Source organism: Pseudomonas nitroreducens (genome assembly GCF_010994165.1).
Taxonomy (GTDB): Bacteria; Pseudomonadota; Gammaproteobacteria; order Pseudomonadales; family Pseudomonadaceae; genus Pseudomonas; species Pseudomonas nitroreducens.
In genome coordinates this window covers 71,911-93,289 of record NZ_WMBX01000006.1, presented here as the reverse complement: position 1 = coordinate 93,289, position 21,379 = coordinate 71,911, and the positions used below count along the sequence as shown (strand labels likewise).

Sequence of the window (21,379 nt, the reverse complement as noted above, 5' to 3'; positions counted from 1 at the left end):
CAGTGCGACATTGGCAAGCAAATTCCTCCTGATTTTTTTCTCGCCCGCCTCTTGACTGCCAACGAACTTGGACTCTATGGGCTACTAACCGCCACCATTGCCTATTCGCTCTATCTTGTTGGATTGGATTTCTACACCTATACAACCCGCGAAATTTCAAAAAGTAGCGAGAGAGGCTTTGGCGGCATGCTGAAAAGCCAGATAACCATGACGGTTATTCTGTACGCTATATTTTTACCGCTACTGCTTCTTATATTTTCAGAAAAACTTCTCCCTTGGAAGCTGGCAATCTGGTTCTTTGCGCTACTCATTCTTGAACATGTAAATCAAGAGCTTGGTAGATTATTAATCGCTTTATCACAGCAACACGCCGCCAGTCTCAACCTATTTATTCGTAGCGGATCCTGGCCATTGGCTGTCATCCTGCTGATGACGTTCTACCCGAGCTTCAAGAACCTTGACAGTGTCCTACTCCTCTGGGTCATTGGCGATCTACTGGCAATAGCCCTCAGCACTGTCAAATTGCGACAACTGGAAATACATGGCTGGCGAGAAAAGGTCGATTGGCACTGGATCATCAAAGGCATCAAGGTCGCACTCCCTTTCCTGGTAGCCACTCTTGCCATCCGCGGAGTATTCACGTTCGATCGGTACTGGATACAAGCGCTTGCGAACCTCGAAATACTGGGCGCCTACGTTTTGTTCATGGGAATGAGCAGCGCCCTACTATCCTTTCTGGATGCAGGGGTTTTTTCATTCATCTACCCCGAACTCATAAGGTCCTATAACGAAGGTGACTCGGTCCGGTTTCGGGCCCAGTCGCGAAATCTTCTTATCCAGACAATCCTATTCTCATCTGCAATGGCGTTGGCTGCGGCGGTACTACTCAATCCAGCGCTCAGCTTGATTGGAAAGCCGTTCTACTCCGAAAACAGCGACCTCTTCTACTGGTCTTTATCCAGTATTCTGCTTTACGCATTTAGCATGATTCCCCACTACTGCCTTTACGCTCAAGGGAAAGATCGCGCCATCATCCTAAGCCACATTATCGGATGCCCCGTATTCCTGCTGAGCACCTGGGTGCTCTCATCGCTTCTCTCGTACATGGCAGTTCCGATCAGTTTATGTATAGCTTTCCTCATCATCCTGATCATAAAAACCCTGAGCTTCTATCTACTTACCCCGCGCGACTACAACCCGTTCATTTATTTTATTAAATAGGCAATACCGATGCTCACCAACAAGACAATCCTGATTACCGGCGGAACTGGCTCTTTCGGGAACACGTTCGTCCCAATGACGCTGGCCAAATACTCTCCGAAAAAGATCATTATCTTCTCGCGAGATGAAATGAAACAGTGGGAGATGGCCAAGAAGTTCCAGGGTGACAACCGCGTTCGCTTCTTCATTGGGGACGTGCGGGACAAGGAGCGTCTCTATCGCGCTCTCGACGGAGTGGATTACGTCGTACACGCAGCGGCTACCAAGATCGTCCCCACCGCTGAATACAACCCGTTTGAATGCATCAAGACCAACGTGATGGGTGCCATGAACCTTATCGATGCCTGTATTGATAAGGGTGTAAAACGCGTTGTCGCGCTCTCGACCGACAAAGCCAGCAGCCCCATCAATCTCTATGGCGCCACCAAACTTGCTTCCGACAAGCTCTTCGTCGCCGGCAACTCCTACTCCGGCGGACATGACACACGTTTTTCTGTCGTTCGCTACGGCAACGTCATGGGTTCTCGCGGTTCGGTGATCCCCTTCTTCATGAGCATCAAGGACAAGGGTGTTCTTCCAATCACCGACGACCGCATGACGCGCTTCATGATTTCCCTGGAGGAAGGCGTGGAACTCGTCTGGCATGCTTTCGATGACATGGAAGGCGGCGAGATCTACGTAAAGAAAATCCCCTCGATGAAGGTTACCGACCTGGCACGTGTGGTCGCACCGCAGTCGCGCCAGGAAATCGTGGGTATCCGACCCGGCGAGAAGCTGCACGAGCAGATGATCAGCGCAGAAGATGCCCTGTACACCTACGAGTATCCCGAACACTTCAAGATCCTGCCGACCATCAACAATTGGGCGACCTGCAAGAAGCGAATCAAGGACGGCACCAAGGTTCCCGAAGGCTTCGTCTACGCCAGCGACAACAACTCCGAATGGATGACTGACGAAGCCCTCAGCACCTGGATCGACCGCAACTTCGACAAGATAGGAAGCATCTGATGATCCCCTACGGCCGACAGGAGATTCTCCGAGCTGATATCGATGCCGTTCTCGAGGTGCTGGATTCGGACTTCCTTACGCAAGGACCGATGGTTCCTCGCTTCGAACAGAACGTCGCCGAGCATGTCGGTGCGCGTTACGCTCTCGCGGTCAATAGTGCCACCTCTGCATTGCACATGGCCTGCCTGGCGCTTGGGCTGGGAGCAGGTGATACGCTCTGGACTACCCCAATCACCTTTGTTGCCTCTGCCAACTGCGCCCTTTATTGCGGTGCGAAAGTCGATTTCGTCGATATCGACCCGAAGACGTACAACCTTTGCCCCCAAATGCTGGCCCGCAAGCTTGAACTAGCCGCGGCCAACGGCACCTTACCCAGGATCCTGGTCGCAGTACACCTGTGCGGCCAGCCTTGCGATATGGCGGCAATTCATGCGCTGGCGCAACGCTATGGCTTCAAGATAATCGAAGATGCCTCCCACGCCATCGGCGGGAAGTATCGCGGAGACTTCATCGGCTGCGGCCGCTACAGTGACATCACGGTATTCAGCTTCCACCCCGTGAAGATCATCACCACAGCAGAAGGTGGCATGGCGCTGACCAACAACGCCGAGTTGGCGCAGCGCATGAACTTACTTCGCAGCCATGGTATCACCCGCGATCCTGCGCAAATGACTCATGCCGCTGATGGTCCCTGGTACTACCAACAAATCGACCTCGGTTACAACTATCGGATGACCGAACTGCAAGCAGCGCTCGGCGTCAGCCAGATGCAACGCCTGGATGCCTATGTAGCACGTCGCCATGTCCTTGCGCAGCGCTATGATGAATTACTCGCATCACTTCCGGTGGTGGTTCCCTGGCAACATCCGGAAAGTTACTCAGGCTTGCACCTCTACGTTATCCGCCTTCAGTTGGATAAATGTATACGCAGCCACCTCGAAGTTTTCGAGTATCTGCGCACAGCCGGGATCGGTGTGAACCTGCACTACATCCCTGTTCATACTCAGCCCTACTACCAGGGCCTCGGGTTCAAGAAGGGTGACTATCCAGAAGCCGAGCAGTATTACCGCGAAGCGGTCAGCCTGCCTATGTACCAGTCGCTTAGCGACGAACAGCAAGATCAGGTAGTCGCAGCACTACGCCAGGCACTCGGCGCATGAAACTGGCAGTCATTCCTGCCCGAGGGGGTAGCAAACGGATCCCACGCAAGAACATAAAGCTCTTCTGCGGGAAACCGATGATCGTCTGGTCCATCGAGGCAGCGCTGGAAAGCGGCTGCTTCGACGAAATCGTCGTTTCTACCGACGATCCAAGCATTGCGGAAGTTGCCCGACAAGCGGGGGCACAGGTGCCCTTTCAACGTCCCGGATCGCTGTCGGATGACCACACTGGAACTATCCCTGTCATTCAACATGCCATCGATTGGTACCTGCAACGAGAACGGGTCATCAGCCAAGTCTGCTGCATCTATGCAACCGCTCCGTTCCTGCAGCCTGATTATCTGCGCAAAGGAAAAGCAATGCTGGACACGCAGCGGGTGGATTATGTCTTCGCGGCAACCAGTTATGCGTTTCCCATTCAGCGCGCCATTCGCTTGGCTGCAAACGGCCGCGTCGGTATGTTCAATCCAGAACACTTCACCACACGCTCCCAGGACCTGGAAGAAGCGTATCACGACGCTGGGCAGTTCTACTGGGGGCGTCCCGAAGCCTGGCTCGCCGGAAATATGATTTTCGGGGATGCCTCCGCAGCAGTATTGCTTCCCCGGCACCGCGTTCAGGACATCGATACTGAGGAAGACTGGCAAAGGGCGGAGTGGATGTTCAAAGCCATGCAAGCAGAGGCCGGGACGGCCCAATGAATATTGTCTTCCGGGTTGACGCGTCATTGAACATGGGCACCGGCCACCTGATGCGTTGCCTCACGCTGGCCGATGCCCTCAAGACCGCTGGGCATCAGTGCCATTTCGTCTGCCGCGAACACCCTGGAAACATGAACAGTACTGTTCTGCAAAAAGGGCACACACTAAGCGTTCTACCGGCGCCTTCCATCCAACAACATGTCGCCACCGCCCTACCTGCTCATGCAGGGTGGCTCGGTGCAAGTTGGCAGGAAGATGCCCGGCAAACCCAGCATCATCTGTCTGCGGGACAACCAGTCCACTGGTTGATAGTTGACCACTATGCGTTGGATCTCCGATGGGAAAGCCAACTCGCGGCGCACTGCAAGAAGTTGATGGTAATCGATGATCTTGCTGATAGGGACCATGCCTGCCACGTATTGCTTGACCAGAGTCTAGGACGGCAAGAAGAAGACTATTCCGCAAAAGTACCCAAAGGTTGCTTGCAACTACTCGGGCCACAATTCGCTTTGCTCAGGCCGGAGTTCGCTCTGATGCGTAAACAAAGCCTGCTGCGGAGAAAACATCCGCACATCCACAACCTGTTGATCACTATGGGAGGCATTGATGCTCACAATGCCACGGGGCAAGTTTTGGCAGCGCTACAAGCGCTCGCCCAGTCCCACTGGAACATCCAAGTGATAATGGGTGCGACCGCTCCCTGGTGTGAGGCGGTAAAAACCGTCGCTCACGCCATGCCCTGCCCTACGAGCGTATTAATCAACACGCAGCGCATGGCCCAACTGATGAGCGAAGCCGATATCGCCATTGGCGCGGCAGGTTCCACCTCGTGGGAACGCTGCTGCCTCGGCCTTCCCAGTCTCATGCTCATACTGGCGGACAACCAGCGCGAAGTTGCTCACCAACTTAAGGCTGTTGGTGCTGCAACCGTGATCGAATCTGTTGACCAGATTGCCGCCCAACTTCCCGGCGAGTTCGAGCGTATGTGCTCGTCGAGTAAACTTAGACAGATGTCCGAGGCAGCGAAAAATATTACCGATGGGCGCGGTGCCGAACGGGTCGTGAACCTCCTCAGGCGATAAACAGGATTTTTAATGGGAAAACTCAGACTTCTGACCGAGCCAGACCTTCCGTTATTGCTCGATTGGCGTAATGACCCTGCAATCAATCGCTACATGTTCAACCAGCGCCCCATCCAACTCGCCGAGCATATCCAGTGGTTCTGTCGCGCTGCACAGGATCCGAAGTACACATTACTGATTTACGAGAACAATAGCACACCTCTTGGGCACATAAATTTCACGGAAAAACCCGATAGCGGAATTGCCGAATGGGGATTCTATATTGCGCCCGACGCCCCAAGAGGCACGGGCTCGAGCATGTGCACAGCAGCACTCAGAATGGCCTTTCTGGAAATTAAACTCAGAAAGATCAGCGCTCAAGTACTGGCCTACAACGAACGGTCCCTGCACCTACACCAGAAGCTTGGTTTTCAACAGGAAGGTGTGTTGCGAGACCAGCACTTCGATGGCAACCATTACCACAGCATTCATTGCTTCGGGCTGCTCGCGCAAGAGTGGCAAAAGTAACTCTGGAACTCAAACATGAAGAAAATTCCCAGCATCTCCATCGCCGGCCGACGCATTGCGGAAGACTGCCCCCCCTACATTATCGCCGAGCTCTCCGCAAATCATAACGGCAAGCTGGAAACAGCACTCAGGATTATTGAAGAGGCCCATAAGGCCGGTGCGGATGCCATCAAACTGCAAACCTACACTGCCGACACCATCACCCTCGACTGCGACTCAGAAGAATTCCAGATTCGTGGTGGTCTGTGGGATGGTAAAACGCTCTATAAACTTTACCAAGAGGCTCAAATGCCCTGGGAATGGCACAAGCCGCTTTTTGAGCATGCGCGCAAAGTTGGCATTACCATATTCAGTTCTCCGTTCGATAATACTGCTGTCGATCTGCTAGAAAGTCTTAAGACCCCCGCGTATAAGATAGCCTCGTTTGAAGCAGTGGACCTGCCACTTATCAAATACGTCGCCAGTACAGGTAAGCCCATGATCATCTCTACTGGAATGGCGGACGCAGAAGAGATTGGAGAAGCCATCGAGGCAGCTAGAGAGGGGGGCTGTAAGGACCTAGCCATACTACGCTGCGTTAGTGGATATCCAGCACCAGCGGAAGAGTACAACCTACACACTATTACTGATATGAAGCAACGGTTCGGTTTAGTCACGGGCCTATCCGATCATACGCTAGACAATATAACCGCTATCACCAGCGTTGCATTGGGTGCTTCCATCATTGAAAAGCACTTTACTCTAGATCGATCCGGTGGTGGACCAGATGATAGTTTCTCTATCGAACCATATGAACTGTTACAACTTTGCCAAAATAGCAAATCCGCTTGGAAAGCAATGGGAAATGTGAGCTACGGCTGCAAATCAAGCGAACAGGGGAATATAAAATTTCGACGGTCGCTATATTTCAAAAAAAATCTAGATTGCGGCCAGACAATAACTGAAGACGCGATCGTAAGCATTCGACCAGGATATGGACTACCGCCAAAAATGCGAGATGAAATCGTAGGGAAACCAGCAAAAATTGCAATTAAAAAAAACACACCAACCTCTCTAGATTTAATAGACGAAAAAATATAAATAAAAGGTAGGTAAAATTGAACATCTGCTTCATAGCCTGCTTCAATAAAACTGTCTTCTTTCAATGTATAGCCAAAGAGCTTGAAAGAAGAATTAATAATCTAAGTGTCAGCTGGATATCAACATCACCAACGTGGACAAAATACTTAATAGACCACGGCGTCAACCAAAACAAAATAACTCAGATACATAAAAATGAACATATCTCCTCTCAGGAAGAGAGTATAGCTAGAGAAGCCCTTAGAGAATCCGAAAAAATAAATGGAGTATCTGCAAATTTCATAATTCAGTCCGATAGAATTATCAGCCATTGGCCTCAAGATCAATCAGAAAAATACTTACTATATTGCACACACAAAATTATCGAAAAAATAAAAAATGAAAACATAAAATTAATTTTTGGCGAAGCTACTGCTCTTCACGAGACGTTAACAGCATTTATTTGCAAGACACGAGGGGCGGAATTCAAAAAACCTCACACAATTAGAATACCTAGCAATTATTTTGCTTTTTTTGAAGGATACTTAGAAGATAAAATACATGAAATCTCTCACAAAATAAATCAATCAAAATTTACCGCAGAAGAGTTAATAACAGATGTAACTAAAAACAACAAAAAGCCACAATACTTCTACACAAACAACAAACCTCATAAGATATTTGACAAAAAACTCATAAAATCTATACCAAAGAAATTACTAACAACCTTATCCGAGCAAAAGACGAACGCAGCTGAAAAAAGCATAAGCCACCATCTATTCATAGAAAAAAAATATCTCGCCTCCGTTCGTGCAAAGCTATTAGAAAAATACATAGCCTTTGAGAATCCGGTCCATGGAGAAAAGAACATACTATTTACTTTGCACAAACAACCTGAAGCATCCATTGACGTACTAGGAACCGAACACTCAAACCAGATAGAATTAATAAAGAAAATATCAATACACGTACCAAGCCAATACAAGATATATGTAAAAGAGCACTCAAACGCCATTGGAGATAGACCACTAAAATATCTAAAGAACATACAAAAAATCCCAAATGTCCGACTAATTCACCCAAACACAGATTCGCACGAACTAATAAAGAACTCCTCGCTTGTAATAACAATATCAGGAACCATTGCATATGAGGCCGCAATTTTCGGAGTTAAATCAGCAACCTTATCACCAATGTTCTTTAACACCCTACCCTCTTGTAAACAAATACAAAATCCATCTGCCATCCCGTTATTACTTAGCAGCCCCAACAATCACTCACTCAGCAGAGTAAAATCGGCTATCGAAGAAATACTTAAAAAAGCTCACCCTGGAATAATTAGTGACCCAATCAGCCTTCCTGAATGTATTTCCAAAGAAAACATAGAAACAGTATCAAATGCCTTTGAATTACTAATAAATGAAAAAGAAACTTCTTATAATATGTGACTCACACGGAACAGACTGGGGATGCAATGGATACGCAAACTTAATAAAGAAATCTCTAAATAGATACTGGGAAACAAAAATTATTGAGCTTCCCGGCATGAGCATAAAGAAAGCCATTCCCGCTATATCTGGCACACCAGAAATATACGACTCAATCCTTATTGGACTTGGAAATCCTGACATACACCCACGAATCCCTAGAAAATTTATACTTACCCTTAGGGCAGCCGGTATAACTAAGGCTCGCGATTCGTATTTCTCTATCCCACCAAAATTCTGTACCAGCTACATACTTAGAATCCCTTTATTCCTATTAAGGATAATCTTAATTCGTATAATTCCAGATTTCTACCTTTCTCTTGAAGACCTAGAATTTGAATTCAGAGAGCTAATAGGAAAACTTTCGGAAAAATCGAAAAACATACTTATCATACCAACACTCAGAGTTGACAGTCGCCTATATGGGAAACACCACAACATGCGTTCTACGGAAATCAATAAATTCCTCCAAAAAAAATTCCCCCAGCAATTAATCAACCTAGATAAATTGACAGAATCCCAATATGAAGAGAACTACAATAAAGATTTATTCCATTTCAAGCAGGGCTATCAAGATCAAATAAGCCTCGCTATCGCAAAACTAATAGAAGAACACCAATTAAAACTTCCAAATGAAACACACAGCAATTGAAATCAAAACGTTAAACCCAATAACAACATTAACCTATGGAGCTGGACTTTTTTTTATTCTTTGGTGCATAGCTCCTATAAATTTCATATTTCAAGGAGGAACAAAATCAATAACAGTTATCTTACTATGCTCCACACTTCTGGCTCTGGGAATAGTCATGGGGGCACGCAGCTATAAAAACCATGATTTAACACTATACATAGACCCACAGCGCCTAAAGAAATTAACAAATTACATTTTCATTCTTGGACTTCTAGGCATGGTCCTCCGTGCATTTGAGCGAATTTATTTGCGCGCAGGAGGTAATATATCTTCAAATTTTGCTGAAAATAGAGAATTAATCTCTACAGGCGGTAATGGTTCACTCGCATTAATTTCCGCACTTTTAGCATCCACACTAATCCTCTTACCAACCCTAATCCTTCTATCAAAGAAATGTGGAATACACAGAAGAGCGAATTATGTTTTTGCTCTAGCAAGTCTAACATACCCGCTATTTGACACCTTATACCAGGGCTCTAGAAGCACACTAGTTATATATCTAAGCACTCTATTAATATCAACACTCACAACAAAATCTATAAACCCCAAGAAAGTCAAATCCATTATATTAACAACGACAGTTTTAATTCCCGGACTACTGTTAGCATTTGGACTATCTACATACATATTCATTGAGAGAGCATCACAGTATGGAATCGACCCAATTTCCTCAATGCAAATATCCGGTTACGCTAAATTCGCTCCAGCAAGTGACGCCACGCTATCCTTAATTAGAGAAAGCGGAATAAGTGGAATCTCAGCTCTTGTCTACTCATTAGTAAATTTCTGTCAATATTTTCTTCACGGCCTATACGAATTCTTTTATCTTGCAGAGAATACAAGCTCTGCAACCACCTATGGCATGATCGACTTTTACATTCCCGCAAAAATACTTAGCTCAGCACTGGGTTTCAATAATATTGAAGAAACTATCGCTTCAGGAATACTAAGGCCAGGGGTATACACCACGTTTTTCGGGCCACTCGTTTACGATTTCGGGCCAATATTCTGTATACCTGCATGTTTAGCAGTAGGTCTATTTTTCGGAAGCTATTACAGGCGCCTTAGGCGAGGAGCGCCACAAAACCTCCCGCTCATTATAATAATCAATTCGTTTTTAGCATTTTCTTTTGTCGTAAATTTATTCTCCTCTGGCGCAGGTCAGTATTTAATAATTTCATCAATAGCCATTTCCACAATTATTTCCCGAATGAAAATATTCAATACTTCGCCAACATCAGACTTACATTCAACCAAAAGGACCAAAATATGAATATAGCGATAATTCATTATTGGTGGTTAAGTAATCGTGGCGGTGAAGCAGTGTGCTCTGCAATTGCAGAACTATACCCTAGCGCGGACATATTTATCCACGTCTGCGATGAGCAGATCATGCGTAAGGCATTACCTGAAAATTTCCAAGGAAAAATAATAAACACATTTATTTCAAAACTCCCCAAATCACGAAAATATTATCAAAAATATTTACCGCTCATGCCACTTGCTCTTGAGCAACTTGACCTAACTGATTATGACTTAGTTATCAGCAGTGAATCAGGTCCAGCCAAAGGGGTAATTACACGTCCTGATGCCGTTCATATTTGTTATTGCCACTCTCCTATGCGTTATGTCTGGGACATGTACCATGATTATCTATCAGGCGCAGGACGATTAATTCGAGTACTTTTCCCGGCCATTGCCCATTGGCTCAGAGTCTGGGATAGGCTCTCGGCGGACCGCGTGGACCATTTCGTCGCAAACTCAACTTTCGTCGCATCTCGAATCCAAAAGTTCTATCGCCGTGAATCAGAGATCATCTACCCGCCTGTCAGCGTCTCAGATTTCAATCCACTATTGAAGCGCGGCGACTTCTATCTCTGTCTTGGGCAGTTGGTGGCATACAAGCGCGCAGATCTGGCCGTCGAAGCCTTCAACAAAATAGGACTGCCATTAGCCGTCGTTGGAGAAGGTGAGCTATTCAATAAGCTTCAGAAAATAGCCGGTCCGAATGTAACGATGATGGGGCGCCAGCCTTTTACTGTTATTCAGGATCTGTTGCAGCGGTGCCGTGGCTTGATATTCCCTGGACTTGAGGATTTCGGCATTGTACCGGTCGAAGCTATGGCAGCCGGAGCACCAGTGATTGCCTATGGGAAAGGCGGGGCTCTAGACACAGTCATTCACGGCAAGACCGGCATTCTTTTTCGCGAACAAAATGTCGAGGCATTGATTGACGCTGTTGACCAGCTTGAGTCCGGTAACTTCGTATTCTCGCCGGAAGAAATGCATCGGCACGCAAAAAAATTCTCTAAAGACGTGTTCCAGCACCGTATTAAAGAATTTATTAACCAAAAGTTGGCTACCGCCAATACTCCTCTCTGAATAGAAAAGTAAAGACTGTGCCCATCTCTAGGTGTGCAACAGCAAGCTTAAGGACATACTCTTGATCATTCCCGTAATCATGGCTGGAGGCTCCGGCTCTCGGTTATGGCCGCTCTCCCGACAGTTGAATCCCAAGCAATTTCTTCGTTTAGCCGATGCACAGTTTTCCATGTTGCAAGCCACGATTGAACGCCTGCGTGGACTGAAAGTGGCTCAGCCAATAATTATCTGTAATGAACAGCATCGTTTTCTCGTGGCTGAGCAACTTCGTCAACTTGGCAAGAGCGACGCACGAATCCTGCTGGAGCCAGTAGGTAAAAATACGGCGCCTGCTATTGCTCTTGCTGCGCTGCAGATAATCCAGGAAAAGGGAGATGCCGTCATGCTTGTTCTGGCCGCAGACCATTTGATCAAAGATATTGACGCCTTCCATTTGGGCATCCGTAACGCGCATCAATTGGCAGACGAGGGGAAGCTGATCACTTTTGGAATAGTTCCGCAGCAGGCAGAAACCGGCTATGGCTATATCCAAAAAGGCGAGCCTCTGTACAATGGTAGCTACACCGTACGCCGTTTTGTGGAAAAGCCGAAACTTGATGTTGCACGTGACTATGTCGCCAGTGGAAATTACTGCTGGAACAGTGGCATGTTCATGTTCCGCGCCAGCCGGTATCTCGAAGAACTCCAGAACTTCCATCCAACTATTCTTACTGCATGTCAGCAAGCGTTGGAAAAAGCAAAGAATGATCTACACTTCATTCGTGTCGACCATGACGCTTTTGCTGCCTGCCCAGAGGATTCTATCGATTATGCAGTGATGGAAAGGACTTCCGAGGCGGTCATGGTGCCGCTTGATGCGGGCTGGAGTGACATCGGCTCTTGGTCGGCGCTGTAGGAAGTAAGAGCGAAAGACAGCTGTGGCAACGTATTGTCTGGCGACGTTATGGAGCAAAGTACTCGCGACACCTATGTCCATGCGGACAGCCGGTTGGTTGCAACCGTCGGAGTGGAAAATCTGGTAATCGTCGAAACCAAGGACGCTGTCTTGGTTGCTCATAAGGACAAGGTCCAAGAAGTAAAGAACATCGTTGAACGAATCAAGCATGAAAATCGAACTGAATATATCAATCACAGGGAAGTTTATCGCCCTTGGGGTGTTTATGACTCTATAGACAACGGTCAGCGCTATCAGGTTAAGCGTATAACCGTTAAGCCTGGTGCCAAGCTCTCTGTTCAAATGCATCATCACCGAGCAGAACACTGGATCGTCGTCAGCGGCACGGCGAAGGTCACCAATGGCGACCAAACCTATCTGGTGACGGAGAACCAATCAACTTATATACCAATCGGTCAGGTCCATGCCCTTGAAAACCCTGGGGTGATCCCGCTCGATCTGATCGAGGTTCAATCGGGCACTTATCTCGGTGAAGATGATATCGTTCGCTATGAAGATAAATACGGCCGGACGTGATTAAAATTCTTCCACTGATTGCCAGCTACAAGTCCTAAAAATCTCTATTCAAAGGTTAATTATGCGCTGCGCCGTCATCTTTGGGGGCTCCGGATTCATTGGAGTTTTCTTTGCCAAAAAACTTCTATCCACTGGGAAATTTGAAAAAGTCTATTTATTCGACAAGGAACAAGTCTCCGATAAACGCTTCTCTTATCGAAAAGAACTGGTTCGGGCGGAGACCAGAATCGTCGAGATTCGTGGCGATGTCCGTCAGCCCATCGAATGGACGCCACCGGAACCCATTTCGCTGATCGCGAATTTTGCCGCTGTGCACCGCGAGCCAGGGCATGAAGATTTCGAGTATTACGAAACCAACTTATTGGGCGCACAACACGTTTGCGCTTGGGCAGAGCGAGTTGGCTGCAATGAAATCATCTTTACCAGTTCTATCTCTCCCTATGGTCCCAGCGAGGAACAGAAGGATGAACGCTCCCTGCCTGTCCCTATGACTGCATACGGCGGATCGAAGCTGGTGGCGGAAAAGATGCATCAGACCTGGCTGGCGGCAGACAAGGAAAATCGCCATCTGGTTATTGTCCGTCCCGGCGTAGTATTCGGACCGGGCGAAGGTGGTAACGTGTCCCGTCTGGTCAAGGCAGTGATGCGCCGTTACTTCTTCTATATGGGCAACCGCGAAACGCGAAAGGCCGGCACCTACGTGAAGGAATTGTGTTCGGCCATATGGTGGATGCTGGAGCGACAAAAGACAGAGGGTGAGCGTTTGTCGCTGTTCAACATGTCAATGAACCCTGGCCCGTCCATACAGGAGTATGTCGATACAGTGTGCCAAGTCGCGGGAGTAACGCGCCGCGTGCCGGCGATTCCTTTCCCTCTGCTGTTATGTGCCGCTTATGGCATAGATCTGGTTGCTCGCCCACTGGGCATTCGTCACCCATTCAGTCCCGTCCGAATTCGCAAACTGGTGCGCTCCAACAATATTCATCCCGGCCGCTTGGTCGAGTTGGGATATCCCTACCAGTACGACCTGAAGTCTGCGTTCAGTGACTGGAAGTCCGCCGCCCCTGAAGAGTGGCGCTGATTTCCATCAGATTCCGAAGCTCCAGAGAGAATTAAAAAATGAACGGCATGGAACGCGGAATTCTCCGGCCCCATCAAGCCACGATATCCGTCCTGCAGAAGTTGCTCGACCTCTGTGTCATCTGTGTCGGCATGGAGATTGTTCTCACGGCCAATACAGCACAATGGGATTACTCAGCCGTCATCGCCACGTTGTTTGCGCTCGTTATCTTCTATCTGCTGAGTGATTTCGGACAGCTCTACACCTCGTGGCGCGGCGAGCGCATCCGCGAGGAGCTGCGCAAGGTAGCGGGGATTTGGGCGGTCAGCTTTGCCGGCGTAGCTGTCGCAGATTATTTAATACCGGAAATTACCCTGCTCGACGGCTCTGGCCAGCTTCAATGGTTTTCCCTGGTAGCTATCGGGCTTTGCAGTTATCGCATCTTGTTGCGCACAGCGCTGCATACGCTTCGCCGCCGCGGCTTCAATATCCGCTCTGTAGCCATTGTCGGGGCGGGCACCCTGGGCCAGCGCCTGGCAACCAATATAGCCAGCGCTCCCTGGATGGGACTGGAGCTCGTAGGGTTCTATGACGATATGCGCCATGAACCGGTCAGCTTGGGTAATGGCAAGGTAAGACTTCCCATCTCGGGCGATTTGAAGGATCTGGTCGAGCGTGCTCGCACTGGCGGCCTGGATCGCATCTATATCGCCCTGCCAATGCGCAGCGAGGCACGCATCAAATGGCTGGTGGAGCAATTGAGCGACACCACCGTTTCGGTCTGCATCGTTCCCGATGTATTCGTGTTTGATCTGCTCCACGCCAGTACCCAGAACATCGATGGCATCCCTACCATCAGCATCTTCGACAGCCCCATGGTGGGCGCCAGTGCGCTGGTAAAGCGTCTGGAAGACATCGTTCTTTCCTCTCTGATCCTCTGCCTGATCGCCCTGCCCATGCTGTTCATCTCCGTGGCTATAAAGTTAACCTCCCCCGGGCCTGTGTTCTTCCGCCAGAAGCGCTACGGCATCGACGGTCGGCCGATCGAGGTATGGAAGTTCCGCAGCATGCGCGTGATGGAGAACGGAGCAACTGTCACCCAGGCGACTCGCAATGACAGTCGCATCACGCCGCTGGGCGCGTTCCTGCGCCGTACATCGCTGGATGAGTTGCCGCAGTTCATCAACGTGTTCATGGGCGACATGTCGATCGTCGGCCCGCGTCCGCACGCCATCGCGCACAACGAGGAATACCGGGGCCAGATCAGCAGCTACATGCTGCGCCACAAGGTAAAGCCGGGCATCACCGGGTGGGCGCAAGTCAATGGCTGGCGTGGCGAGACCGATACCCTGGAGAAAATGCAGAAACGCGTCGAGTTCGACCTGGCCTACATCAATAACTGGTCCCTGTGGTGGGACCTGAAGATCGTCTTCCTGACTCTGTTCAAGGGCTTCGTGCACCAGAACGCGTACTGAGCGAACCACTCCTCCGTTAGCGAATTCCCTGTCGATAACTGTTCGTCTTTTCCTACATCCCAAAAGCCTCCCGATTGCTACCTTGCGCAGCCTCCTGGCCAGCCCCCTGTGCCATCAAGAACAGGCGCCCTGCGCCTTTTAATCACTACTCCTATGTAGCCTCCCCATGATCCGTCCGTTGTCGTTTGCGATCCTGTCCGCCCTCGCACTTCAGGGGTGCATGTTCTCCCCTGGCCAGAACCTGGATACAGGAAGGCTGATGCAGGAGGATTCGGCCGAGTCGAGCCGCGTCCAGCTGGTGCAAATCACACCCAAGCTGCTCGCCGTCGAGGCCGCGACGAAACAGCAGAGTTTAGTTCCCCAGGAACTGATCGGTTATAGTCCGGAGAGCTACCGTATTGGCCCCGGCGACTTGCTGTACATCACCGTGTGGGACCACCCGGAGCTGACGACTCCCGCCGGCCAACAGCAGCAACTGGACGCCAACGGTCGTCTGGTACGCCCCGACGGAACCCTGTTCTATCCCTACATCGGCCAGATCAAGGTCGGCGGCCGCACCATCGAGGCCGTACGCGGGACCATTACCAACGCCCTGGCCGCCTACGTCGAGCAGCCACAGGTGGATATCGCCGTCATGCGTTACGGCAGCCAGCGCGTCGTGCTCAATGGCGCCTTCCTGAAGGCGGGTCCGCAAGCCATCACCGCCACGCCCCTGTCGCTGATGGAGGCCATCGGCAGCGCCGAATTGGACACCACCAACGCGGATCTTTCCGGCCTCACGCTCAAGCGCGACAACCAGGTCTACCGCCTGGACCTGGATGCCCTGAACACTGCCCAGGATTCCGACCTGTACAGCCTGTACCTGAAGGATGGCGACCGCATCTACCTGCCCTACAACGATCGCAAGAAGGTCTACCTGATGGGCGAGGTCAACGCGCCGCGCGCGCTGACCTTCAAGACTCGCGAGATGAACCTGGCCGATGCGCTGGGCAGCGTAGGCGGCCTGAACCAGACCACCGCGAACGGCAAGGCGGTCTACGTCATACGTGGCGTGGAGAACCTGGAGACCGAGCGCGCCAAGGTCTTCCAGCTTGACGCCAACTCGCCCACAGCCTTCATCCTCGCCCAGCAGTTCCAGCTCAAGCCGCAGGACGTCGTCTATGTCGGCCCGGCCGGCGTGACCCGCTGGAACCGCCTCATCAGCCAATTGGTTCCGTCCGCCGGCATTCTCGGCACCAGCTCTTCCATCCAGCACAACCTGAACAACAACTGAGCCATCACCATGATCGCCATTCGCCTCGCGGGGCTGGCCGCGCTCAGCCTGTTGCTTTGCGCCTGCAACCCGCTGATGCGGGCGTCACTCGATACCCTGGGCAGCAGTGTCAGATCCCCTGCGTCGCTGGAGCTGACCCGAGCCCAGGTCAACGCCCTGCCCTATTACCAGATCGAGGTCACCAGCGAATATGGCTCGGCAGTCATGGCGCTGGTGCGCGTTCAGGGCAACGTGCAGTACTGGCGAACGTCGTCGAATCAACTGTTGCTGTTGCAGGATGGGTTGGTCGTCCGCAGCCTTGGTTTCCCGAACGACCTCCTGGGCACACGACTGCCAGCGGATTCGCCGTTCCGCAGCGGGCTGCAGCACGTCGGCGAGGAGCAGGCCAGCCAACGCTGGGTCGACCTCGGCCCGGGCTACCAGATGGACATTCCACTCAGCGGCAGTCTTCGGCGGGGCGAGCTCGAAACCGTGCACATCCTGGATCAGGATTACTCGCTGTTGCGCATCGATGAGCGCCTGAGCGCGCCCATCAAGGGTATGACCTCAACCAACAACTATTGGGTCGACCCCAGTGACGGCTTCGTCATGCAGAGCCGCCAGCACGTCACACCCAGCCTGACGGTCACCATCATCCAATTGCGGCCGTTGCGGGGGCAGCCATGAAGAAGGTCCGGCTTGCCTTGCTCGCAGCCAGCATCGCTGCGTGCGCAGTAACCCATGCCACTACCCGCATCGAAGTGCTCGGCGAACTTCCATCCCCAGGGCCACGTGAGATTCAGGAAGGCCTGCGCCTGGGCGAATTGCTGCAACACGAGCGGATCGATCCGCAAAGCTACTGGCTGGGTGCCTCCTGGCAGCGCCAGAGCCTGCAACAGCAGCAGCGCCGGCTGAAGGGCGGCATCCTGTTCGACCTGATCCAGGTGCAACGCCTCGCCTCGCTGCAGGAGAACACCAGCCTGGCGTCCACAGCCAAACGCCTCAGCGAGCGGGTGGCCGAGCTGCCCGTCACAGGCCGCCGGCTGTACCGGCTGGACCCGCTGGAAGTCGAATTGAATGCGGCGCACTCGCCGAGACTGCTGGGCGGCGACCGGCTGATTTTCCCCGCGCGGCCGAGTACCGTGCGTATCACCGGTGCGGTATCGATGGACTGCACGCTTCCGTTCGTGCCGCTGCAGCCAGCCTATCGCTATGCGCAGGACTGCCCGGCCCTGGCCGACGCGGACCCGGATTATCTCTTCGTGATCCAGCCCGACGGCAAGGTCACGCCACTGGGTGTCGCCCTGTGGAACCGCGAGGATAACGCCGAGCCACCAGCCCCCGGCGCCGTATTGCTGGTGCCGCTGGACGCTTCGCAACTCAAGGACAACGCCCCTGATCTGAATCGCGAACTGGCCGACTTCCTCGCCACCCAACCCCTGCCAGCGGAGTCGCCGTGATGCGTCGCCACAGCCTTTACCTGCTGCTGGCCGGTGCCAGCCTGGCGGGTGCCGATCCGCGCTACACCCAGAACGATTTCGGCGGCGTAGGCCTGCTGCAGACCCCGACTGCGCGCATGGCGCCGGCAGGTGAGATCAGCGTCAACGCCAACCGCACCGATCCGTACTCGCGTTACAGCTTTTCGCTGCAACCCTTCGACTGGATGGAGGGGACCTTCCGCTATACCTCCATCAGCAACCGCAAGTACGGTCCTGATGATCTCAGCGGTGACCAGAGCTACAAGGACAAGGCCTTCGACGTCAAATTCCGATTGGTGCAGGAAGACCGCTGGACACCGGAAATAGCCATGGGTGGCCGGGATATTGGCGGTACCGGGCTATTCTCCAGTGAATATCTGGTCGGCAACAAGCGCGTCGGCAACCTTGACTTCAGCCTGGGCGTTGCCTGGGGATACATCGGTAATCGAGGCGACTGGAGCAATCCGCTGGGCTGGGTCGATAACCGCTTCAACACTCGGCCGAGATCCGAAGGTACAGGCGAGTTCAGTTCCAACAGCTACTTCAGCGGCCGCCCCTCTCCGTTCGGCGGCATCAATTGGCAAACGCCGTGGCAGCCCCTGTCGATCAAGCTTGAGTACGACGGCAACGATTACCAGCATGAGCCACAGAACAACAACCAGAAGCAAAGCTCTCCCTTCAACATCGGCGTGGTGTACAAGGCCAGCGACGCGATAGATCTGCAGGCGGCCTTCGAGCGCGGCAATACCGCCATGTTCGGCATCACCGTGCACACCAACTTCGCTACGCGCCAGGCCCCCGCCAAGATTTCTGACCCTGCCCCCGAGCCACTGGCGGAGCCCAAAGGCCAGCCGCAAGGTACAACCGATTGGGCCGATGTCTCGCGCCGTCTCGACGAAAATGCCGGCTACAAGGTCGAACGTATCGCCCAGAAGGACCATGAGCTCGTGGTCTATGGCGAACAGACCCGCTACCTCTATCCGCCCGAAGCTGTCGGCCGCGCCTCGCGCATTCTCGACAACAGCGCGGATGACGATGTCCAGTGGTTCACCGTCATCGATACCCGTTACGGGCAACCCGTGGTCGAAACCAGTGTGCCGCGCAAGATATTCCGCGATGTCGCAACGCAGGAACGCCCACTGGAAGACCTGCGCCGCACGACTGAACAGAACACGCCGCTGCCGCAACAGGAAGAAGTGGTCTATAAACAGCAGCCCGAGGCGTTCGGCTACAACATCGGCCTGGGCTACAACCAGAGCATCGGCGGGCCGGATAACTTCCTGCTTTACCAGTTCACCGCCGACCTCGACAGCGAATACCGCTTTACCCCGAGCCTGTGGGCGAACGGCCTGCTCAGCGCCAACCTGATCAACAACTACGACAACTTCAAGTACGACGCCCCCAGCGGCCTGCCGCGGGTCCGTACGGACATCCGCCAGTACATGACCACCTCCGGCGTCGTGCTGCCGACTTTCCAGTTGAACAGGACCGCACGGCTCGACCAAGACCTCTACGGCATGGTCTACGGTGGTTACCTGGAGAGCATGTACGCCGGCATCGGCGGCGAGCTGCTGTATCGCCCTATGAACCAGGACTGGGCCGTAGGTGCCAATCTGGACCTGGTCCGCCAACGCGATTTTGATCAGCACTTCGGCTTGCGCGATTACCAGACTGCGACGGGCTTTGTCACGCTCTACTGGCAAACCGGCTTCGAAGACATCCTCGCCCAGGTCAGCGCTGGTCGTTACCTGGCTCGCGACTGGGGCAGCACGCTCGATCTCTCTCGGCAGTTCCGCAACGGCGTGCGTTTTGGCGCCTGGGTCACCCTCACCACGGCCAACAAGGAAGCCTACGGCGAAGGCAGTTTCGACAAGGGCATCTACGTATCGATTCCGTTCGACGAACTGATGAGCAGCTCCACCATGCGCCGGGCCAATCTTTCCTGGGACCCGCTGACTCGCGACGGTGGCGCCCGCCTCAACCACTACTACTCGCTCTACGACCTAACCGAAGGCCGCGACCCGGTGATGTTCCAGAACCTGTTCGGACGCATCGTGAAATAACTCGAAGCTCTCCCGGATCATGGCGCGGAAACCAAAGTCACCCACAATGGTCTGAGGCGCCCTGGATCCAAGGAGAGTTACCTTATGAAAACCCTACCCCTGCTACTGATGACCGGCCTGCTCGCCGCGTGCAGCTCCACTCCCTCCGGTGACAAGGCGTCGCTGGACGGCGAAGTTGTCTACCTGCAGCGCATTGCTCTACCGCCAACTGCCCAGGTCACCGTCAGTCTGCAGGACGTTTCTTTGGCCGACGCGCCCGTCACCGAGCTGGCCCGGCAGCAACTGGACTCCGGGCGGCAGGTGCCACTGGCGTTCCACCTCGACTACGAGCGCAACCAGGTCAAGCCGGGCCACAGCTACGCCGTCAGTGCGCGCATCGAGGACAACGGCCGCCTGCTGTTCATCACCACCGAGCGACACAGCGTCAAACTCGACGGCAGCGACCCGCAACCACTACGAGTCCGCGTTGACCCTGTGCGCTGATTCACCGCGCCGCCGGATTTTCCCCGGCGGCCTTCCTCCGTTAATCTCCCTCCTCCATTCTCCACCGCGGGGCCGCCCGGCCGCCGTGTTTCGCCCAAGGAAGTATCGATGCTGCGATTCCCCGTTCTGCTGGCCGGCGCCCTGCTGTCCTTCAATGCCTTCGCCCTGTCCCTTTCCGACCTCAGCCAAAGCGACGCCACCGGCGGCCTGAAGGATGCGCTGACCCAGGGTGCGCAGGTGGCCGTGAAACAGCTCAGCCAACCCGGCGGCTTCAGCAACGACCCGGCCGTGCGCATCGAGCTGCCCGGCAAACTGGGCAAGGCCGCCAAGACCATGAAGCAGTTCGGCATGGGCGCCCAGGTTGACCAGCTCGAAGCGAGCATGAACAAGGCCGCCGAGGCCGCCATGCCGCAGGCCCAGGCGCTGCTGGTGGATGCGGTGAAGAAAATGAGCGTGACCGATGCCAAGGGCATTCTTCAGGGTGGCGAGCACTCGGCGACGGACTACCTGAACCGCAGCAGCCGCGAGCAACTGCGCGCCAAGTTCCTGCCGATCATCAAGCAGGCCACCGACCAGGTCGGCGTCGCCAAGCAGTACAACGCCTTCGCCAGCCAGGCCGCGGCCTTCGGCGTGGTGGACGCGAAGAGCGCGAACATCGAGAACTATGTGACCGAAGAAGCGCTGGATGGTCTGTTCAAGATGATTGCGCAGCAGGAAAAGAGCATCCGCCAGAACCCGGCTTCCGCCGCTACCGGCCTGGCGAAGAAGGTATTCGGGGTGCTTTGATCTCCCCCGA

The 21,379-nt window shown here is 52.7% G+C and carries 19 protein-coding genes and 1 pseudogene; all 20 read left to right on the top strand.

What is annotated here, in order from left to right; genetic code table 11:
• The first annotated feature begins 51 nt into the window (after positions 1-51).
• The 20 genes and pseudogenes from GJV37_RS24300 (at position 52) to GJV37_RS24205 (ending at position 21,369) form a co-directional block, all read left to right on the top strand.
• A complete protein-coding gene (locus tag GJV37_RS24300; protein WP_246228431.1) occupies positions 52-1,221 on the top strand; it encodes a lipopolysaccharide biosynthesis protein in 1,170 nt (389 codons plus the stop codon).
• 9 nt (positions 1,222-1,230) lie between these two features.
• A complete protein-coding gene (gene pseB, locus GJV37_RS24295) occupies positions 1,231-2,229 on the top strand; it encodes a UDP-N-acetylglucosamine 4,6-dehydratase (inverting) (RefSeq protein WP_169887309.1) in 999 nt (332 codons plus the stop codon).
• Positions 2,229-3,389 (top strand): UDP-4-amino-4,6-dideoxy-N-acetyl-beta-L-altrosamine transaminase, encoded by a 1,161-nt coding sequence (gene pseC, locus GJV37_RS24290; protein ID WP_170860001.1) that lies wholly within the window; start codon positions 2,229-2,231, stop codon positions 3,387-3,389. Before pseB ends, pseC begins: the two co-directional genes overlap by 1 nt.
• Positions 3,386-4,090, top strand: a complete 705-nt coding sequence (gene pseF, locus GJV37_RS24285; protein WP_169887307.1) for a pseudaminic acid cytidylyltransferase — start codon at positions 3,386-3,388, stop codon at positions 4,088-4,090. Before pseC ends, pseF begins: the two co-directional genes overlap by 4 nt.
• Positions 4,087-5,172 (top strand): UDP-2,4-diacetamido-2,4,6-trideoxy-beta-L-altropyranose hydrolase, encoded by a 1,086-nt coding sequence (gene pseG, locus GJV37_RS24280; protein WP_170860002.1) that lies wholly within the window; start codon positions 4,087-4,089, stop codon positions 5,170-5,172. Before pseF ends, pseG begins: the two co-directional genes overlap by 4 nt.
• A 12-nt stretch (positions 5,173-5,184) precedes the next feature.
• On the top strand, positions 5,185-5,679 hold the full coding sequence (gene pseH, locus GJV37_RS24275) for a UDP-4-amino-4,6-dideoxy-N-acetyl-beta-L-altrosamine N-acetyltransferase (RefSeq protein WP_240967359.1): 495 nt from the start codon (positions 5,185-5,187) through the stop codon (positions 5,677-5,679).
• Positions 5,680-5,694: 15 nt separating this feature from the next.
• Entirely contained in the window at positions 5,695-6,759 is a 1,065-nt protein-coding gene (pseI, locus tag GJV37_RS24270; RefSeq protein WP_170860003.1) for a pseudaminic acid synthase, read from the top strand.
• Positions 6,760-6,776: 17 nt separating this feature from the next.
• Positions 6,777-8,186, top strand: a complete 1,410-nt coding sequence (locus tag GJV37_RS24265) for a hypothetical protein (RefSeq protein ID WP_193453009.1) — start codon at positions 6,777-6,779, stop codon at positions 8,184-8,186.
• Positions 8,158-8,877, top strand: coding sequence for a hypothetical protein (locus tag GJV37_RS24260; protein WP_193453008.1), 720 nt, complete (start codon positions 8,158-8,160; stop codon positions 8,875-8,877). The genes GJV37_RS24265 and GJV37_RS24260 overlap by 29 nt, the downstream gene beginning before the upstream one ends.
• Positions 8,858-10,192: a hypothetical protein gene (locus GJV37_RS24255; RefSeq protein ID WP_193453007.1), complete on the top strand. Its 1,335-nt coding sequence runs from the start codon at positions 8,858-8,860 to the stop codon at positions 10,190-10,192. The genes GJV37_RS24260 and GJV37_RS24255 overlap by 20 nt, the downstream gene beginning before the upstream one ends.
• Positions 10,189-11,301, top strand: a complete 1,113-nt coding sequence (locus GJV37_RS24250) for a glycosyltransferase (RefSeq protein ID WP_170860007.1) — start codon at positions 10,189-10,191, stop codon at positions 11,299-11,301. Before GJV37_RS24255 ends, GJV37_RS24250 begins: the two co-directional genes overlap by 4 nt.
• A gap of 61 nt (positions 11,302-11,362) precedes the next feature.
• Positions 11,363-12,772 (top strand): annotated as a pseudogene (locus tag GJV37_RS24245) (mannose-1-phosphate guanylyltransferase/mannose-6-phosphate isomerase).
• Between the two features lie 61 nt (positions 12,773-12,833).
• Entirely contained in the window at positions 12,834-13,853 is a 1,020-nt protein-coding gene (locus GJV37_RS24240) for an NAD-dependent epimerase/dehydratase family protein (RefSeq protein WP_170860008.1), read from the top strand.
• 38 nt (positions 13,854-13,891) lie between these two features.
• Positions 13,892-15,307: an undecaprenyl-phosphate glucose phosphotransferase gene (locus GJV37_RS24235; RefSeq protein ID WP_169887298.1), complete on the top strand. Its 1,416-nt coding sequence runs from the start codon at positions 13,892-13,894 to the stop codon at positions 15,305-15,307.
• A gap of 166 nt (positions 15,308-15,473) precedes the next feature.
• Positions 15,474-16,580 carry a polysaccharide biosynthesis/export family protein gene (locus tag GJV37_RS24230; protein WP_170860009.1) on the top strand — a complete coding sequence of 369 codons (1,107 nt, stop codon included), beginning with the start codon at positions 15,474-15,476 and terminating at the stop codon, positions 16,578-16,580.
• Positions 16,581-16,589: 9 nt separating this feature from the next.
• Positions 16,590-17,246 (top strand): YjbF family lipoprotein, encoded by a 657-nt coding sequence (locus tag GJV37_RS24225; RefSeq protein ID WP_170860010.1) that lies wholly within the window; start codon positions 16,590-16,592, stop codon positions 17,244-17,246.
• Positions 17,243-18,019 carry a capsule biosynthesis GfcC family protein gene (locus tag GJV37_RS24220; RefSeq protein WP_024766727.1) on the top strand — a complete coding sequence of 259 codons (777 nt, stop codon included), beginning with the start codon at positions 17,243-17,245 and terminating at the stop codon, positions 18,017-18,019. The genes GJV37_RS24225 and GJV37_RS24220 overlap by 4 nt, the downstream gene beginning before the upstream one ends.
• Positions 18,019-20,100 carry a YjbH domain-containing protein gene (locus tag GJV37_RS24215; protein ID WP_170860011.1) on the top strand — a complete coding sequence of 694 codons (2,082 nt, stop codon included), beginning with the start codon at positions 18,019-18,021 and terminating at the stop codon, positions 20,098-20,100. The genes GJV37_RS24220 and GJV37_RS24215 overlap by 1 nt, the downstream gene beginning before the upstream one ends.
• Before the next feature lie 84 nt (positions 20,101-20,184).
• Positions 20,185-20,583 (top strand): YbaY family lipoprotein, encoded by a 399-nt coding sequence (locus tag GJV37_RS24210; protein ID WP_170860012.1) that lies wholly within the window; start codon positions 20,185-20,187, stop codon positions 20,581-20,583.
• 108 nt (positions 20,584-20,691) lie between these two features.
• Positions 20,692-21,369 carry a DUF4197 domain-containing protein gene (locus GJV37_RS24205; protein WP_024765652.1) on the top strand — a complete coding sequence of 226 codons (678 nt, stop codon included), beginning with the start codon at positions 20,692-20,694 and terminating at the stop codon, positions 21,367-21,369.
• Positions 21,370-21,379: the final 10 nt, after the last annotated feature.

What these genes read in the sequence shown, in the direction of transcription:
- pseB (WP_169887309.1), top strand. Translation starts at nt 1,231, where the DNA reads ATGCTCACCAACAAGACAATCCTGATTACCGGCGGAACTGGCTCTTTC.
- pseC (WP_170860001.1), top strand. Translation starts at nt 2,229, where the DNA reads ATGATCCCCTACGGCCGACAGGAGATTCTCCGAGCTGATATCGATGCC.
- pseF (WP_169887307.1), top strand. Translation starts at nt 3,386, where the DNA reads ATGAAACTGGCAGTCATTCCTGCCCGAGGGGGTAGCAAACGGATCCCA.
- pseG (WP_170860002.1), top strand. Translation starts at nt 4,087, where the DNA reads ATGAATATTGTCTTCCGGGTTGACGCGTCATTGAACATGGGCACCGGC.
- pseH (WP_240967359.1), top strand. Translation starts at nt 5,185, where the DNA reads ATGGGAAAACTCAGACTTCTGACCGAGCCAGACCTTCCGTTATTGCTC.
- pseI (WP_170860003.1), top strand. Translation starts at nt 5,695, where the DNA reads ATGAAGAAAATTCCCAGCATCTCCATCGCCGGCCGACGCATTGCGGAA.
- GJV37_RS24260 (WP_193453008.1), top strand. Translation starts at nt 8,158, where the DNA reads ATGAAAAAGAAACTTCTTATAATATGTGACTCACACGGAACAGACTGG.
- GJV37_RS24255 (WP_193453007.1), top strand. Translation starts at nt 8,858, where the DNA reads ATGAAACACACAGCAATTGAAATCAAAACGTTAAACCCAATAACAACA.
- GJV37_RS24250 (WP_170860007.1), top strand. Translation starts at nt 10,189, where the DNA reads ATGAATATAGCGATAATTCATTATTGGTGGTTAAGTAATCGTGGCGGT.
- GJV37_RS24240 (WP_170860008.1), top strand. Translation starts at nt 12,834, where the DNA reads ATGCGCTGCGCCGTCATCTTTGGGGGCTCCGGATTCATTGGAGTTTTC.
- GJV37_RS24235 (WP_169887298.1), top strand. Translation starts at nt 13,892, where the DNA reads ATGAACGGCATGGAACGCGGAATTCTCCGGCCCCATCAAGCCACGATA.
- GJV37_RS24230 (WP_170860009.1), top strand. Translation starts at nt 15,474, where the DNA reads ATGATCCGTCCGTTGTCGTTTGCGATCCTGTCCGCCCTCGCACTTCAG.
- GJV37_RS24225 (WP_170860010.1), top strand. Translation starts at nt 16,590, where the DNA reads ATGATCGCCATTCGCCTCGCGGGGCTGGCCGCGCTCAGCCTGTTGCTT.
- GJV37_RS24220 (WP_024766727.1), top strand. Translation starts at nt 17,243, where the DNA reads ATGAAGAAGGTCCGGCTTGCCTTGCTCGCAGCCAGCATCGCTGCGTGC.
- GJV37_RS24215 (WP_170860011.1), top strand. Translation starts at nt 18,019, where the DNA reads ATGCGTCGCCACAGCCTTTACCTGCTGCTGGCCGGTGCCAGCCTGGCG.
- GJV37_RS24210 (WP_170860012.1), top strand. Translation starts at nt 20,185, where the DNA reads ATGAAAACCCTACCCCTGCTACTGATGACCGGCCTGCTCGCCGCGTGC.
- GJV37_RS24205 (WP_024765652.1), top strand. Translation starts at nt 20,692, where the DNA reads ATGCTGCGATTCCCCGTTCTGCTGGCCGGCGCCCTGCTGTCCTTCAAT.